At 43.1% G+C, this 17,322-nt stretch carries 13 protein-coding genes, 1 other RNA gene and 1 pseudogene; 3 read left to right on the top strand and 12 right to left on the bottom strand.

Going from position 1 to position 17,322, the window contains the following annotated elements:
* Positions 1-22: 22 nt before the first annotated feature.
* From AC4HAF_RS09430 to AC4HAF_RS09415, 4 genes are all read right to left on the bottom strand, one after another.
* On the bottom strand, positions 23-2,407 hold the full coding sequence (locus tag AC4HAF_RS09430; RefSeq protein WP_491097566.1) for a primosomal protein N': 2,385 nt from the start codon (positions 2,405-2,407) through the stop codon (positions 23-25).
* Positions 2,408-2,448: 41 nt separating this feature from the next.
* Positions 2,449-2,766: a DNA-directed RNA polymerase subunit omega gene (gene rpoZ, locus AC4HAF_RS09425; protein ID WP_491092337.1), complete on the bottom strand. Its 318-nt coding sequence runs from the start codon at positions 2,764-2,766 to the stop codon at positions 2,449-2,451.
* Positions 2,767-2,789: 23 nt separating this feature from the next.
* Positions 2,790-3,416 (bottom strand): guanylate kinase, encoded by a 627-nt coding sequence (gene gmk, locus AC4HAF_RS09420; protein WP_491092336.1) that lies wholly within the window; start codon positions 3,414-3,416, stop codon positions 2,790-2,792.
* A gap of 281 nt (positions 3,417-3,697) precedes the next feature.
* Positions 3,698-5,305 (bottom strand): ribonuclease Y, encoded by a 1,608-nt coding sequence (locus AC4HAF_RS09415; protein ID WP_491097556.1) that lies wholly within the window; start codon positions 5,303-5,305, stop codon positions 3,698-3,700.
* A 143-nt stretch (positions 5,306-5,448) separates the two neighbouring features.
* Between AC4HAF_RS09415 and AC4HAF_RS09410 the strand changes: the two genes are divergently transcribed.
* On the top strand, positions 5,449-5,931 hold the full coding sequence (locus tag AC4HAF_RS09410) for an S-ribosylhomocysteine lyase (RefSeq protein WP_491097555.1): 483 nt from the start codon (positions 5,449-5,451) through the stop codon (positions 5,929-5,931).
* A 98-nt stretch (positions 5,932-6,029) separates the two neighbouring features.
* Here AC4HAF_RS09410 and AC4HAF_RS09405 read toward each other — a convergent pair whose 3' ends face one another.
* From AC4HAF_RS09405 to AC4HAF_RS09385, 5 genes are all read right to left on the bottom strand, one after another.
* The gene (locus tag AC4HAF_RS09405) at positions 6,030-7,709 is read right to left on the bottom strand and encodes a cell division site-positioning protein MapZ family protein (RefSeq protein ID WP_491097554.1); all 1,680 of its coding nucleotides are present in this window, start codon (positions 7,707-7,709) and stop codon (positions 6,030-6,032) included.
* A 17-nt stretch (positions 7,710-7,726) separates the two neighbouring features.
* Positions 7,727-8,881 (bottom strand): THUMP domain-containing class I SAM-dependent RNA methyltransferase, encoded by a 1,155-nt coding sequence (locus tag AC4HAF_RS09400; RefSeq protein WP_491097553.1) that lies wholly within the window; start codon positions 8,879-8,881, stop codon positions 7,727-7,729.
* 59 nt (positions 8,882-8,940) lie between these two features.
* An RNA gene (rnpB, locus tag AC4HAF_RS09395) (RNase P RNA component class B) lies at positions 8,941-9,309 on the bottom strand.
* Positions 9,310-9,328: 19 nt separating this feature from the next.
* Positions 9,329-9,667 (bottom strand): cell division regulator GpsB, encoded by a 339-nt coding sequence (gene gpsB / locus AC4HAF_RS09390; protein ID WP_491092331.1) that lies wholly within the window; start codon positions 9,665-9,667, stop codon positions 9,329-9,331.
* A 105-nt stretch (positions 9,668-9,772) separates the two neighbouring features.
* On the bottom strand, positions 9,773-10,294 hold the full coding sequence (locus AC4HAF_RS09385) for an SLOG family protein (protein ID WP_491097552.1): 522 nt from the start codon (positions 10,292-10,294) through the stop codon (positions 9,773-9,775).
* An 82-nt stretch (positions 10,295-10,376) separates the two neighbouring features.
* On the opposite strand from AC4HAF_RS09385, the gene recU reads away from it, so the two are divergent.
* Positions 10,377-10,970, top strand: a complete 594-nt coding sequence (recU, locus tag AC4HAF_RS09380; protein ID WP_491097551.1) for a Holliday junction resolvase RecU — start codon at positions 10,377-10,379, stop codon at positions 10,968-10,970.
* 64 nt (positions 10,971-11,034) lie between these two features.
* Positions 11,035-13,021: pseudogene (pbp1a, locus tag AC4HAF_RS09375) on the top strand (penicillin-binding protein PBP1A); the annotation flags it as partial.
* A 416-nt stretch (positions 13,022-13,437) separates the two neighbouring features.
* Here the strand turns inward: pbp1a and pepC are convergent.
* From pepC to AC4HAF_RS09360, 3 genes are all read right to left on the bottom strand, one after another.
* Positions 13,438-14,772, bottom strand: a complete 1,335-nt coding sequence (gene pepC / locus AC4HAF_RS09370) for an aminopeptidase C (RefSeq protein ID WP_491097550.1) — start codon at positions 14,770-14,772, stop codon at positions 13,438-13,440.
* Between the two features lie 136 nt (positions 14,773-14,908).
* The gene (nadE, locus tag AC4HAF_RS09365; protein ID WP_491097549.1) at positions 14,909-15,733 is read right to left on the bottom strand and encodes an NAD(+) synthase; all 825 of its coding nucleotides are present in this window, start codon (positions 15,731-15,733) and stop codon (positions 14,909-14,911) included.
* Entirely contained in the window at positions 15,730-17,190 is a 1,461-nt protein-coding gene (locus tag AC4HAF_RS09360) for a nicotinate phosphoribosyltransferase (protein ID WP_491097548.1), read from the bottom strand. Before AC4HAF_RS09360 ends, nadE begins: the two co-directional genes overlap by 4 nt.
* Between the last annotated feature and the right edge of the window lie 132 nt (positions 17,191-17,322).

Genomic DNA, 17,322 nt, shown 5'->3' with positions numbered 1-17,322 from the left:
CGTGTTGATAGTTGAAACTTTCTTACATGAAGCTCTGCGGCTCATGATCAATAATCAAGCGCAGATTACGGTTTTCTTTTTTCTGCGTTAAATCCAGAATCTGGTTCAAAACAGATTCCAAGTGCTCTTCAAAGCGGTACTTAATAATAATTTGATAGTGATATAGATTATGTGTTCTCGCGATAGGCTTTGGCGTCGGTCCTAAAATTTTAATCTTATCGGTCAGTTCAGTCCGAAGCAGACCTACTACTTCATAAGCTTTTTTAATGACCTCTTGCTCATCTTTATGTGACAGCGTCAGCCCCACCGTAAAATAGTAGGGCGGATAAGCCAGACTTCGGCGAATGCCCATTTCATAGTGATAAAAAGCTTCATAATCCTGATCCTTAGCCATTTGAATGGCGTAATGATTTGGATTATAGGTCTGAATCAAAACATCCCCGGGCTTATCAGCCCGCCCTGCTCTGCCGGCCACCTGCGTTAATAGCTGGAAAGTCCGTTCACTGGAGCGAAAATCAGGCAGATTTAAAGAAGTATCAGCATTCAAAACGCCCACCAAGGTGACATTCGGAAAATCAAGACCCTTTGCAATCATCTGAGTGCCCAGAAGGATATCTGCCTCTCCTTTGCCAAAAGCTCGAAGAATTTTTTCATGTGCCCCTTTTTTCCTTGTCGTATCAACATCCATGCGCAGCACCCGGGCTTTAGGCAGCACTTGCAGCAATTCATCATAAGCTTTTTGTGTCCCGGTTCCATAATAGCGAATCTTCTTGCTGCCGCAGTTGGGACAGGTGTGCGGAATGCCCTTAGAAAAACCACAGTAATGACAGTTCATGGTTTTTGTATCCATGTGCAGGGTTAAGGAAATATCACAGTTAGGACAGTTATCAACATAGCCGCAGTCACGGCACATGATAAAGCTGGAATAGCCGCGGCGATTGAGCATAAGCACAACCTGTTCCTGCCTGTCTAAGCGCTCCTTAATCTTATCAATCAATACTGGCGTTAGATTACTCACTTCCTGCCGTCCTATAAAATCGCGGAAATCAACAATTTCTACCTTAGGCACCTGAGCCAAAGGATTGGCTCGCCTGGACAGTCTCAGCAGTTGATAGACATTGCGGCTGGCTCGGGCTCTGCTTTCAATGCTGGGCGTAGCACTGCCCAGAACAAGTACGGCCTTGTGATACTCAGAGCGCAGCAAGGCAACGTCACGCGCATGATAACGAGGATTTGACTCCTGTTTATAGCTCGCTTCGTGTTCCTCGTCAATAATGATGGCACCAATATTTTCAAGAGGTGCAAAGATGGCTGAGCGCGCACCGACAACAACCTTAGCCTGACCGGATTTTATCTTGCGCCATTCATCAAATTTCTCACCGTCTGACAAGCCTGAATGCATAATGGCTACCAGACTGCCAAAGCGAGAAATAAATCGATTGGTCATCTGGGGGGTCAAGGAAATTTCAGGCACCAAAACAATGGCTGTCTTTCCCATTTTCAAGACTCTGTCTATAACATGCAAATAAACTTCCGTTTTACCGCTTCCGGTAATCCCCTCTAACAAGTAAGGTTTACTGCCTAGTCCAATAGCAGCTGTGATGGTTTCAACCGCTCCCTGCTGTTCTTCATTCAAATCCAAAAAGTCAGACTGGGGAACATCTGCAAAGTAAGCAGCGCTGCGGTTGACTTCTATTTCTGATAGGTTAAGAATGCCTTCTGAAATAAAGTAATTCACAACTTCCCGCGAAAAAAGGGAAAACAGCTCAGAAAGCGCCTGATTCTGCGGATGTTTGATCAGGTAGTCTTTTAACTCCTGCCGCTTTTTGGCACGTTTGCTGACCGTTAAGGCTGCTAATTTTTCCAGATCCACTTCATAATACTTTTGTGTCTTAATGCTCTTTTTATCTTTGGCAATGTAAGAAACAGCAATTTTCCCGGCTTGAATCAAACGCAGACTTTTCAGCTGAGCTTCCTGACTTAACTGTGAGAAATTAATTTCTTTTCTGCCGCCAAAAATCAGTGTTTTATCTTCCTGAGACAAGCCATCTTGGGCTTTTAGGAGCCGATCATAGTTTGAATTTAAAAGGCTTGGAATCATCGATTTCAAGATTGAAATCTTATAAGAAAAAACCGTCCTGCGCAGCTGATCTGCCAGCAGCAGCTGTTCCTGATTGAGCACCGGCTCTGGATCTAAAACTTCTGCCAAAGACTTTAAATGCTCATCTTCTCCTTCAGCAATATTGACTACAAACCCCTGCAGCAGACGGTTTCCCCTGCCAAAAGGAACATGAACACGGGAACCTGCCACAAGGACCGATGACAGTTCTTCTGGAATTTTATAAGAGAAAGGTTTGTCCGTCTGCATCAAAGGCACATCGACAATAACCTCTGCAATTTTTACCATCATCTACCTCAAATATGAAAAATCTAAGATTGCTGCCAACCTTAGATTTTTTCACCTTCTTCTTCCTTTTCTTTAGCAATTTGTTCCTTGATTTTACGTTCTTCTTCTTCCTTAGCCAGACGTTCAGCTTCAGCTTTGGCACGCACAGCTGCGCGTTTAGCTTCTGGATCAGGGTGGATAACAACATTGCCTGCTTCAATTTCCTCAAGTGCTTGCAGGGTCGGCTTCACTGATGAAAATTCCTGTGTTGGTTTTGCACCGGCTTCAAGTTCATGGGCACGTTTAGCCTGCAGCATAACAAGGGAATATTTTGACGGTACTTTATCCAATAAAGTATCAATCGAAGGTTTTAACATCATAGGTCTGTCTTCTCTTTTCTAATTTATCTTAAAGGTAATTCTTCTTTAATCATTTTATCATAGCGCCCGATGACACGCTCAACACGGTAATGCTCTGTTTCGATAATATGCTTAACGCGCTCTGCGGCCAAATCAACCTCATCATTGACCACCGCATAATCATATTCGCGCATAAGAGCAATTTCTTCCTTGGCACGCTCGATACGCTGGGCAATGACTTCCTGACTGTCGGTTCCGCGGCCCACCAAGCGATCTTTTAATTCGGCTAAATCAGGCGGTGTCAGAAAGATAAAAACACCATCCGGAACTTTTTTCTTAACCTGAAGTGCTCCTTGAACTTCAATTTCCAAGAAAACATCAATGCCCTTATCAAGTGTTTCGTTGACATAAGTCAGAGGCGTTCCGTAATAATTGCCGACATATTCTGCATATTCCAGCATCTGGCCCTGTCTGATGAGCTCTTCAAATTCTTCACGTGTCCGAAAGAAATAATCAACACCGTCAGTTTCACCGGGTCTTTGCGGACGCGTTGTCATTGAAACTGAATACTCAAATTTATGGTCAGGTGTTGAAAAAATTTTCTGCCTGACAGTTCCCTTGCCGACACCGGAAGGTCCTGAAAAAACGATTAACAAACCACGTTCAGACATTTTTAGCTCCTTAAAGTTTCTGTTTCTAGTTTAACAAAAAGACACTTGTTTATCAAGAAAATTTTACCCGCTTCTGCTCTCACGATCCAGGCAAAACCATGACAGGCCGCAGAACCAGCTGATAAAAAATCTCAGTCTGATCGTTTGCTTTTCCAAAGCGGTCTGTCACTTTTTTGCAAGTACAAAAAAGAACAAAGCAAAATCGATCTTTCAAGGAATCAACCTTACTTTGTTCTTTCAAGTTAGCTCTGCAGCAATCTGCCCAAGCAGCTGCTCATTTTTTATTTGGCATAATCAACGGCACGCAGTTCACGGATAACCGTAACCTTGATATTGCCCGGATAATCCAGATTGCTTTCAATTTTTTCACGGACTTTATGAGCCATGATGGTCACATCGTCATCTGACAGCTTGGCAGGCTCTACCATGATGCGGATTTCACGTCCCGCCTGAAGGGCATAACTGTTTTGAACACCTTCAAAGCTTGTTGCGATCTCTTCCAGATCGCGCAGACGCTTAATGTAATTTTCCATGGATTCATTGCGGGCACCCGGACGGGCAGAGCTGAGAGCATCTGCTGCAGCTACCAGCACAGCAATGACCGATTCCGGCTCAACATCGCCGTGGTGGCTGGCAATAGTATTGATAACAACCGGATGTTCCTTATACTTGCGGGCAAATTCTGTCCCGATTTCAACGTGGCTGCCTTCAACCTCACGGTCAATAGCTTTCCCGATGTCATGAAGGAAACCTGCACGGCGGGCCAAATCAATATTTTCACCCAACTCACTGGCAAGCAGACCAGCCAATTTCCCGACTTCAACCGAGTGGCGCAGAACATTTTGACCGTAAGACGTCCGGAATTGCAGACGTCCCATCAGTTTAATCAGGTCCGGATGAAGATTTGGAGCACCAATTTCAAAGGCAGCGGCTTCACCGTATTCACGGATGCGGTTATCCATTTCCAAACGGTTCTTTTCAACCAGTTCTTCAATCCGAGCCGGGTGAATGCGTCCGTCCTGAATAAGAGCTTCCAGAGTCATTCGCGCAATTTCTCTGCGAATAGGATCAAATCCTGATAATACAACCACTTCCGGAGTATCATCAATAATGATATCAATTCCGGTCAGACTCTCCAGTGTCCGGATATTGCGGCCTTCCCGGCCGATAATGCGCCCTTTCATACTGTCATCAGGCAGATGGACCGTTGTAATCGTCTGCTCTGTCACATAGTCCCCTGCTAAACGCTGCATAGCCTGAGCCAACAGATTTTTAGCTGACTTATCAACCTTATCTTTGACTTCACGGTCAGCTTCTTTAATGCGGCTGGCAATATCATGCGACAGGTCTTTTTCTGTTTGAGAAAGAATAATGTCACGCGCTTCTTCCTGACTGAGAGCTGCTACTTTTTCCAGCTCTTGAGTTTTCTTCAGTTCTAATTGTTCAACTTGCTGCTCACGCTCATTAATATGTCTAGATTTATCGGACAGACTTTGCTCTTTGCTGTCAAGCAAGTGTTCTTTACTGCTTAAATTTTCATCTTTACGGTCAAGAGAGGTTGCACGTTCAGTCAAACGTGTTTCCATTTGCTTAAGTTCTTGCCTTTCAGATTTAAATTCTTTTTCAATCTCTTCGCGATATTTTCTAGCCTCTTCTTTTGCTTCTAAAAGCAATTCCTTTTTATAGGCCTTACTCTCACGTTCTGCTGTCGTTCTGATATGCTCGGCATCCATTTCCGCCTTGCTCCGAGCATTGACAGCATCTTGTTCTGCATTTAAAAGAGTCAGTTCTGCCGTTTCTTTAGCCTTTTTCAGTCGGGCTGAAATAACGACATAACCAATAACCAAACCAATGAGGGAGAAAACAAGTGCTAAAAGAATATTTAACATGTTTTACCTCAAAAATTTTATTGGATTTCAATTAGAAAATCCAAATTATAGTTTATCATAAATATTTATTTTCTACAATAAAATTATCAGCAGTATTTCCTAATTTATGATATGATTATCGTAAATTGACAAAGGAGGACATTATGTCTAAAAAAGTTATTGTTGAAAGTTTTGAACTGGATCACACTGCCGTAAAAGCCCCTTATGTCCGTCTTATTTCAGAAGATAAGGGACCAAAAGGCGATGTGATTTCCAATTTTGATATTCGGCTGGTTCAGCCTAATAAGGACTCTATCCCAACGGCCGGTCTTCATACGATTGAACATTTGCTGGCCAAACTCATCCGCGAACGCATTGACGGTATGATTGACTGTTCACCTTTTGGCTGCCGCACCGGTTTTCATCTTATCATGTGGGGCAATCACACCACAACAGAAATTGCTCAAGTCATCAAGTCCAGTTTGGAAGAGATCGCCACAGCTACATCTTGGGACGATGTTCCCGGAACAACTGTTGAATCTTGCGGAAATTACAAGGATCACAGCCTCTTTTCTGCCAAGGAATGGTCAGCTCTTATTCTTGAGCAGGGCATTTCTGACGATCCTTTTGAGCGCCATCTTGTCTGATAACTGCTAAAAACTCAGGCGCACACCCAAAAATCGGCCAAAAAAAGCGAGTTTGCCATTGTCGCTGTTCATTTCAGCGGAAGCGGCACTCGCTTTTTTTAATAATCTAATTTGTCCGAATTTCCGGAAGCATTACCTACAAAGTAACCTGTCTTACAGTTAATAGAGAAAAGGTACGTTCCATCCGGCTTAAACATATTATAATAGCCGTTGCCATTGATAATATTGACCTTTTCAAGGATATAATTGTTTCCCGTGATATAACCTCGTTTTTGTGAAATGGCAACAATTTTTTCCAAAATACCCGGGTTGAACGCCCAAGCCGCATTGCTGCTGTCCGCTATTTTTGACTGATCATAAGGAACACGGCTGCGGTTCCGCTGAAGCTTGGATACATCATAAGCAGCGATTCCATGGCCGGAAGCACCGGATGAAGAAGCCGCATTGGAAGAGCCGTTACTTGGTGCTGCCTGTGCCGGTGCACTCGGTGTGCTGTTATTGCCCGCCGAATCAGAAGAGCTGGCCGCAGCTGAATCTGCTGACTCAGAGGCCGTATTCTGATCATTTTGCCCGCTGTTGTCTGAATTGGATGCAGCATTATTGCTGTTAGTATTTGCAGCAGGTGAAGAGGCTGTATTGTTGGCTTTTTTCTTGGCATCTAATTGTTTACGGCCGTCAGCAATCACTGATTTCAAAAGCGCATCCAAGGTCGCATTGCCTGTGTTTAACGTTTTTTCTGAAATATCATCAAAATTAGCATCATCTTTAACAGTTGCTGTTTTCTTTGCACCATCAACAATCGCATTGGATTTAAATTTGCCGTTCACTGCATTAATGGCTGAAAACTGCCGCTTGAGGCTGTCGTACTTTTTCTTGGCTTCATCGTAATACTTGCTGCCTTTGAGCTTTTTCAAGGTTTTTTCCAGTTTAGGCATATTTGCAAACTGACTGTTTTTCAGCTTAACCCGTTTGGCATCTGCAAAGAAAGCTGAATACGATTTTTCAAAGCTTTCCGATACTGCGGCAAAATCAGTTTTTTTCTTGGCTGACGTTGATGTAGTTGTTGTTTTGTCTGTTTTAGCCGAATGATTGGTAAATTGGTAAGCACCGTAGGCCGCACCGCCCGCTAACAAACAAAGGAGAATAAGAGACGCAATAATAACCCGCTTCCGCTTGTAAAACGGCTTTTCTTCATGGTTATCGTCTTCATCTTCATCAAAGTCATCAAAGATATCATCAGAAGCCGCACCGCTTCTGCTGTATGTAGGAGCAGCAGATACAGGAGCTGCTTTTTCCTCTGCCAAAGGTGCTGTTTCTTCCTGCTTATCTGTCAGAGGCACATCATCAAATTCTGCCTTATGCCAGACTTCCTGATCAGGATTGACAGCCGGAGCAACAATAGTATCTTCCAATTCATGCTCTTGATGATCTTTTTCAGGTGCATCGTTTTCAGGTTCTTTATCGGCAGAATCATCTTCTATAGGGTCAATTAAGCCGGTATCAGCCAGTTCCTGACGCTGCTGTTTAATGAAATTATCCAGTGCACTGGTATCAATGTTTTGAAAATCGTCACTCTTCGTATCAAATTTTCGTGAAGCCACTTCATCGCGATGCTGTTTAATATAGCGATCAAGTACACCATCGTCTTCTGTTACACCGGCCTTGATTTCAGAATCCTTGCGGACAGCCTCACCGACTGTCATGTCTTTGGCATCTTGAAAATCAAGTTTTTCTGCATTTTCCGTGTTCTCTACTGAATTATTTTCTTCCTTGGACACGCAATGTTTCCGCCTTTCTATTTTTGCATGCGCTTGACACGCTGGCCGTAAAACTGGTACAAATCAACTTTCAAAGTCCCATTGTAAAGTTTACGTTTTTTGTCTGCTTTTCTTCCGAATTTTTCTTCAAAATTCTCATCACTGGTTAAAATAAATTGGCTCCAGGTTTTCAAAGGAGCAAAAGTTTTACCCATTTCATTATACAAAATGTCAACTGCTTTGTCATCAAGCAATCTCTCCCCGTAAGGAGGATTGGAAACAATAACACCGTTGATTTTATCGGTTTTAAAGTCCTGCAGACGCATTTGTTTCAATTTGACTACATCTTCGAGTCCGGCTTCTCGGACATTTTTTTGAGCGATCTCGATCATCCGTCCGTCGATATCAAAGCCCGAAATATCAAGCTCTGCATCGTAATCCACTTTTTCATCTGCTTCCTTGCGCACCTTAGCTACGAGATCTTTATCCACCCAAGGCCACTTTTCAAAAGCAAAATCACGGTTAGCTCCCGGTGCCATATTCATACCGATCATGGCTGCCTCAATACAGAACGTTCCCGAACCGCAGGTCGGGTCAACAAAAGGTTTATCCGGAAACCAATTGCTCAGCAAAAGAATAGCGGCAGCCATATTTTCCTTAATCGGTGCTCCGCCTTTGTCTGTCCGGTAGCCGCGCTTAAAAAGACTGGAACCTGTTGTATCAATCATTACCCTTGCCTTGTCCTTTAAAATAGAAACTTCTATTTTAAATTCAGGACCGTTTTCAAGCAAAGGAACATTTTCAGGTCTGTGAAAATACTTCTGCAGTTTTTTGACAACAGCCTTTTTCGTGATACTTTGAACGCTGGGTTCATTGTGCAGCCTGGATTTAACAGACTTAGCCTTAGAAATCGGAAAGCGGCAGCCTAAAGGCAGATAGTTTTCCCAGTCAAGAGCATAAACACCCTGAAAGAGCTCTTCAAAGGTTTTGGCCGGAAACTCTCCGACCAAAATCTTAATGCGGTCTGCCGAGCGCAGCCACAGGTTTGTCCTAATGATTGTCTCGACATCTCCTTTAAAGAGAACCCTGCCGTTTTCGACCTGACAGTCAATTCCCAGCTGCCTTAATTCCTTGCCGACAACTGCTTCAATCCCCGCTGCCGCTGTTGCTATTAAATCAAAAGATTTTTTCATAATTCCTCACTAAATGACAATAAAAGCTAGCAAATCGCTAGCTCACCTATTATGCAATTTTCTATAAGCCATGTTTTGTTCCAAAGGTGACTAGGTCTCACCTTCTTCGATAATCATCTGTCTACTGCTATGCAGTCAGAAAAGACCGTTCTACTTCCGGCTTTTCCATGCCCCTACCAAAGTTTGGGTTGCTAGCTTGAGGGGTTTACCGCGTTCCACTTTTTACGTTTCCGTAAAAACTACGTCACTGTGGCACTTTCAGGATGACTCTCACCTATCCGAAGACTTAGCGATTTCATCCGCCGTAATGTGCGAAAGAACACATCCCTAGGCTTATTTGTTCGCCTAGCACAAACACTACCGGCATCACAGCCGGTGCTAGCATGGACTTTCCTCATGGTAAAACTACCACGCGATTATCCAAAAATTGCACAGTTTTTTCCTTCTTTATTCGGTAATTTGTTTACCGAAAACTTCCTTTTCAAGCCGGCTGATACGCTTCAAAATATCAAAATTCGTCGCTGTTGTCGCCGCATGACTGGAACCTACAGCAGAGGCTGTCGGTGCTGATGGCGAAACAGGCTCCGGACGTTTTTTGGCCTGCTTGACCTCTTCTTTCAGACGAGCGTTTTCCTGACGGAGCTCCTCAATAGTTGATATATAGGTTTCGTAGTCCTTGATGACATCATCAAGGAATTCATCAACTTCTTTTTTGTCGTAGCCTCTCATGCTAGATTTGAATTCTTGCTCAAAAATATCTTTAGGGGTGTACATAATACTTGCCATTCGTTCATCTCTCCAAACATATCATTATGTGTAGAACCAGCCTACACTATCATTCATAATCATACAGAAAATTAATTTAAAAATCAAGTCTTTTATGTACAAATTCTAATCTAAATCCTGAGCGATTTCGTTTAGTTCCTCAAAAGTAAGACGTTTGAAGGAATAGGCATCGTCGGCCTTGATCATTTGATAGAGATATTTAAGATTAGTTTCTTTGTCTTCATCATAAAATACATAGGCACCGTCTGTATTATCCAGCAAAAACTGATTGTAATGTTTTAACTGACCGGGATTTTGATAGCTGTCATAAACATATTTGACAAAATCTGCCTCTTTAAATTTGGCCAGCTTTTCCTGATTGCTTTCATTCCAATTTTCACCGTGATTCTTAAAAAGAAAAATAACTGCTAGTTTGACATCGTACTCTTTTTGCAAGTCCAAAGCCACCTCCAGCGCCCAATATTCAAAGCCCAGATTTCCCAGGAAAACAAACCAGTCTGCTCCCTCATCCAGAAAACGAAGAAGGTCCCGTCTGATAGCTTTTTTGATAACTCTTATTTTAGGATCCTTATCTTTAAAAATTCCTAATTCAAAACTTTTATAACCAGTGATAAGAATTGTACTCATAGGCTGTTTTCCTTTTTAAATTTATGATATAATAGTATATGCTTTATGTTATGTTTTACTTTATTGCAGAGTTAGGAGAACTATGGTCAACTATCCGCATCATTTAATTCGTAAACAAAGCAGGCTCAGCCAAGCGGCTAAAACAACCGACTTTGCCAATCGCGGTATGTCCTTTGAAGCAGCTATCAATGCGACAAATGAGTATTATCTGTCCCAGCAGATTGCTGTTATCCATAAGAAGCCGACACCTGTTCAGATTGTAAGGGTGGATTATCCTAAAAGGAGTCGCGCTAAAATTGTCGAAGCCTATTTCAGACAGGCCTCAACGACAGATTATTCAGGAGTTTACAAGGGATACTATATAGATTTCGAGGCAAAAGAAACGAGACATAAAACATCGATACCCATGAAAAATTTTCATGCTCATCAGATTAAGCACATGTCACAAGTTTTAGACCAAAAAGGTATCTGTTTTGTCTTACTGCATTTTTCAACACTTAAAGAGACCTACTTGCTTCCTGCTTCCCACCTGATTCGTTTTTATCAGATTGATAAGGGAGGGAAGTCTATGCCACTTGATTATATCAAAAAAAACGGCTATCAGGTCAACGAGTCAGCATTTCCTCAAGTTCCTTATTTAGATGTTCTTGAAAAAAATATTTTAGGCGGTGATTAAAATCAAAAATAAACTGAAATTTGACAAATCCAAATTAAAAAATCTCAAATTTAATAAATCCAGTTTGAAAAACGTTAAATTCGATAAACGTTTTGGATTAAAAGTTTTAAAATATGGACTTGGCATTATTCTAAGCGCCGTTATTTTAGCTATTATTATCGGAGGCCTCCTCTTTACCTACTACGTCAGCAGTACTCCAAAACTCTCTGAGACCAAACTTAAGGCGACTAATTCCAGCCTGGTCTATGACAGCAGCAATAAATTGATTGCCGATTTGGGAGCTGAAAAGCGTGAGAGTATCTCTTCTGACAATATTCCTATCAATTTGGTCAATGCAGTAACCTCCATTGAAGATCACCGCTTTTTCAAGCACCGCGGAGTCGATATCTATCGGATTATAGGTGCAGCATGGAATAACCTGGTCAGTAAATCAACCCAAGGGGGATCAACACTTGATCAGCAGCTGATCAAACTGGCTTATTTCTCCACCAAAGCATCGGATCAAACATTGAAGCGTAAGTCTCAGGAAGTTTGGCTGTCCCTGCAAATGGAGAGAAAGTATACCAAAGAAGAAATTTTAACTTTCTATATCAATAAGGTTTACATGGGAAACGGCAACTACGGCATGCGTACGGCTGCCAAATCCTACTATGGGAAAGACCTCAAAGAGCTCTCTATCGCTCAGCTGGCAACCTTAGCAGGAATTCCGCAGGCTCCGACACAGTATGACCCTTACGCTCGGCCAAAAGCAGCAACCAACAGACGAAACACTGTTTTGTCCCAAATGTACAGACATAAAAAAATTACTAAGTCTGAATACGACACTGCGGTTGCTACACCGATTTCAGATGGTTTGCAAGAGCTCAAGCGTACCTCCAGCTATCCAAAATACATGGATAACTACCTGAAACAGGTTATCGCTGAAGTCAAGAAACGTACCGGTCAGGATATCTTCTCAGCCGGCATGAAAGTCTATACAAATGTTAACGCTGATGCACAGCAGTACCTTTGGAATATTTACAATACCGATCAATACGTTGCTTATCCGGATGCTGATTTCCAAGTTGCCTCAACTGTTATGGACGTCACTACCGGTAAGGTCATCGCTCAGCTTGGCGGACGCAATCAGGACACTAAAGTTTCTTTTGGTACCAACCAAGCAGTCTTGACAGACCGTGACTGGGGATCAACCATGAAGCCAATTTCGGCTTACGGTCCTGCTTTGGAGAGCGAAGTCTTCACCACCACAGCACAAATGCTCAATGACTCCATTTACTACTATCCGGGAACAACCACTCAGGTTTATGACTGGGATCGCCGTTACAACGGTTGGATGACCATCCAAACAGCTATCCAGCAATCCCGTAACGTTCCTGCTGTAAGAGCTCTTGATGCTGCCGGACTGGATACTGCTAAAGGCTTCTTAAACGGACTTGGAATTGACTATCCGGAAATGCGTTATTCAAATGCCATCTCAAGTAATACCAGCAGCGCTGACCAAAAATACGGAGCCAGCAGTGAAAAAATGGCTGCGGCCTTTGCGGCCTTTGCCAACGGCGGTACTTATTACCAACCTCAGTATGTCAATAAAATAGAATTTAGCGACGGTACATCAGAAACCTATGATGCCAAAGGTAACCGAGCTATGAAAGAGACAACGGCTTATATGATGACAGACATGCTGAAGACTGTACTGACCTATGGTACAGGGACAGAGGCTGCCATTCCAGGTCTCTATCAGGCTGGTAAAACAGGGACATCAAACTATGATGATCACGAACTGACTGAAATGGCTGAAAAGTATGGTATCAATCCATATGCATATGAAACGGTCGCTCCCGATGAAAACTTCGTCGGCTACACACCGCAGTATTCAATGGCCGTTTGGACAGGCTACAAAGATCGTCTGAAACCTGTTTATGGAGACAACTTGAAAATAGCCGCTCAGGTTTACCGGGCTATGATGTCTTATCTGTCAAGCTCAGGCAATTCTGACTGGGTGATGCCTGACGGGCTCTATCGCAGCGGCGGTTATCTCTACTTAAATGGTTCTTCCGGTTCAAACAGCCGCTACGGTGCTGCTCCAGTAACCTCAGGCTCGTCAGCAGCTGATGATGATGCTGACAGCGACGAGGAAGAGGACACCGACAATCAAGATGATGAGCAAAATTCCGACCAGGAACAAACAGAACAGCCAGCTACCCAAGCTCCACAAGGCAGTGAAGCTTCTTCTGAAAGCAGTGAAGCGACCTCTGCTGCTGCATCATCCGGTTCTGAATAAACATTTCATGATATAAGAAAAAAGATACTTGAAGACTTAAGTCCAAGTATCTTTTTTATGCTTTATTTTTCAAGACAATACATACTCACAGTTGTTAAGGAGCTAGGGCTGAACAGCAGACTTAAAACGGGTTCTTTTGATTCCGCTGAAAATCAGCCTGCTAAAAACCACCAATAGCTTGAGAGATTACTTAGCCAAGGCGCCCATTGGATCCCAAGGCGCAAGAACGATTGGCTCAGCTTCATAGGCTGCTAATTCTTCAGCCGTAAGCAGATCCTTGCGGACAACAATCTGATAAGTGTACTCATCCATCCACGCATCTGAAGCAACAAAGTAGCCTTTTTGACCGACCTTATCGCCCCATGAGTTTTCAACCTTCCATTTAACAGCTTGGCCTTTTTCATCCAAATCAACACCGGTCAGAACCATGGCATGGGTCATCAGACTTTCGCTGTAATCAAGGCGGCCGGCCTTATCCTGCGTCAGTTCAATATCCATACTTGATACAAAATCATAAGTATTGGTCGCTAAAATACCTTTTTGCCGATCAGAAACCTGACCAACATCAGAACCAAACCATACGGTTTCACCCGACTGCATTTGAGCAATGGCCAATTCCTTGAAACGTGCCATATCAAGATTGAGATAGCGGACAGCAGGACTGCCTGCAACATTTCCCAGCATTTCTACAGTATAGGACTTACCGTAAGGCTTGTCAGCTGTCGGAGCGTTGATAATGGAAACATAATCTGAGAGCTTAAGACCGACGTACTTTTGATAGAAGGCCTGCGGTGTTATATTTTTTTCAGATTGATAGTGGTTATCCTTGTCGCGGTAGGCAAAGTCAAAGCTGCGCGGCGGTAAGCCAAGATTGATGGCTAAAAAGTTAAAAACATCTTGCAAGAAGGCTTCTTTTTTGGACTGAACCGCTGCTTCGTCAGCGCCGGAAGCAATTAATTCCCGCAAAATCTGCGCATCCTGACGCAGCAGCTTATTGAGATATTGATTTAGTTCTCGGCTATTGCTTGACGATACAGACTCAGGATAGACGGATTTAGGAACCACACCGTATTTTTCAAATAAGGCTACAACCATGTCCCACTGACCGCCGTCTTGCTGCGGAACATCAAGCAAGAATTTCACCTTGCGGCTGCCAAGGTCTTGATCTGCCGTCGCAATGATCTGCTCGAAAAACCAGTTGGCTTTCTCGTACTTGTCCCAAAAGAAAGTGTGTGCCTGAGACAGTTCAAAATTTTCTAATTTAAAATCGGCAATCAGTTTATGGCGGAAAGTATTCAAAGCCGCAAACATCCAGCAGCGGCCGGACGCTTTTTGATTGGCAACTTCATCCTTGGTCAGATCAATTGAAAAAACATGATCATTTTCAATTTCACTCTGACGTGTTTCCAGCGATTTCAGCAGGCCATTGTGAGTAACGGCATTTTCGACTGCCTGAAATTTAAGCATTGCTTCATATTGCTCAAATAATTTATCTGTAAATGTTTTTGTTAATTCTGACAAGATAATCTCCCTTTCTTATACTATCAGCATGAAACTCCAGCTGCTGCTTTTAAGTTTCACAGCAGCTGAGATATCTGAAAAAGCCTGCTGTTTCTAGGCTTTTTTCTGTCTTTCTCTGCTTTTTCTGCCCTAATGTTCAGCGCCAAAAATCATCAAAAATGGAAATGGGCAGATGGCGTTTATGCTCCGTCTTTCGCCACCAATTTTCGATTTTTTTCTTAGCTTCAAGAGAAATGGTTTTCCCTTCAAGATAGTCATCAATATCATTGTAGCTGACTCCGAGCGCTACTTCATCGGCCAGCCCCGGCTTATTTTCTTCAAGGTCTGCAGTCGGGATCTTTTCATATAAGGCTTTATCTGCTCCTAATTCGGCCAACAGCTGCTTTCCTTGGCGCTTATTCAGACGGTAAAGCGGCAAAATATCTGCTCCGCCGTCTCCAAACTTGGTAAAGAAGCCTGTAATATTCTCGGCAGCATGATCGGTTCCAATGACAGCTCCGCTATTTTCACCGGCAACGGCATACTGGGTAATCATACGCTGGCGAGCCTTGATATTACCCTTATTAAAATCAGAAATAGCTACTCCGGCCGCCTCAAGACCAGCCACCTGACCGTCAACAGCAGCTTTGATATTCACTGTCAGGCTGATGTCCGGCTGAATAAAGTCAAGAGCACGCTTGGCATCTGCTTCGTCTGCCTGAACACCATAGGGCAGGCGCAGGGCAATAAAGCGGTAGTCATTGTTGCCGCTTTCCTTACGCAACTCCTCTATGGCAATCTGAGCCAAGCGACCGGCCAGACTGGAATCCTGTCCGCCGGAAATGCCTAGGACATAGCTTTTTAAAAAGGTATGTTTTTTCAAGTAATCCTTTAAAAAGTCAACTGACTTGCGAATTTCTTCCTTAGCATCAATGCTGGGTTTGACACCGAGCTGAGCAATTATTTTTTCTTGTAAAGTCATTGAACCTCACCTTTCTCATAGGCTTCTTTGCGGATACGATCAATAAGGTCCATCTTGTTTTGCCAAACATCACGCGCAAGGTCAACCGGATAATCCTGCGGATTGAGAACACGCTTGTACTCATCCCACAATTTATCAAACTCCTTGCGGGCATAATCTTGGATATCCTGCAGACTTGGCTGATTATAAACGAGACGGCCGCGGTCAAAAATATCTACCAAGAGCGGCACTGCATCAAAGTTTTTCACTTTTTTATTGATGTAGGTATAAGTTGGGTGGAACATATCCAGCTCTTCCAGATCATTGACATCAATATCGGTAAAAGTGATATAGTCACCTTCTGATTTTCCTTTAGCACGGCTGGTGATACGCCAAACCTGTTTTTTGCCTGGTGTTGAGACCTTTTCAGCATTATTGGAGAGTTTGATGGTATCCTGCATAACGCCTTTATCATCTTCGATGGAAACAATCTTGTAAACAGCTCCCAGAGCCGGCTGATCATAAGCTGTTATTAGCTTAGTGCCAACTCCCCAGACATCAATCTTGGCCTTTTGCATTTTGAGGTTGAGAATGGTATTTTCATCAAGATCATTAGAAGCATAAATCTTAGCATGAGGGTAGCCGGCTTCATCCAGCTGCTTGCGCACCTTTTTAGACAGATAAGCCATGTCTCCTGAATCAATCCGAACACCTAAAAAGTTAATTTTATCGCCCAACTCATTGGCTGCCCGAATAGCAGCGGGCACACCCAGACGAAGCGTATCATAGGTATCGACCAAAAATACACAGTCCTTATGAGTTCCGGCATAAGCCATGAAGGCATCATAATCGTTGCCATAAGCCTGAACAAGAGCGTGGGCATGTGTGCCGGAAACAGGAATACCAAAGAGTTTTCCGGCGCGGACATTGCTGGTTGCATTGGCACCGCCGATAACAGCAGCCCGTGTTCCCCAAATAGCTGCATCCAATTCCTGCGCACGCCGGGTGCCAAATTCTAAAAGCGGCTCATCCTCAATAACTGAGTGGATGCGGGCTGCTTTCGTGGCAATCAAGGTTTGAAAATTGACAATATTTAAAAGAGCCGTTTCAACCAGCTGACACTGGGCAAGCGGGCCTTCAATCTGAACGATGGGCTCGTTGGCAAAAACCAGATCGCCCTCTTTAGCCGATCTTACACTTAATTCCAGTTTAAAATTTCTAAGATAAGCAAGAAAATCTTCCGGATAACCCAGATCTTTTAAATAAGCGATATCTGTCTCCGAAAATCTTAATCCCTGCAAATAGGCGATCATCCGCTCTAAACCTGCAAAAACGGCATAACCATTTGCAAAGGGTTCCTTGCGAAAATAAATTTCAAAAACAGCATTTTTATTATGGATACCTTGGTCAAAATAGACCTGCATCATATTGATCTGATACAAATCTGTATGTAAGGTTAAACTGTCATCCTTATACATACATACTCTCCTTATATTATATTTAGTGCAGTTAGCTACTGCCAAAGCCCAAGTGATACACTTGGAATAAGCCACTGTGGATTAGTTAATCTTCTCCAATCGCTTGACGATTTCGAAAAGGCTCTAACCACA

Source organism: Streptococcus sp. ELY_90 (assembly GCF_058314475.1).
The sequence above is the reverse complement of the archived record's forward strand: the minus strand, read 5'-3'. Positions and strand labels throughout refer to the sequence as shown.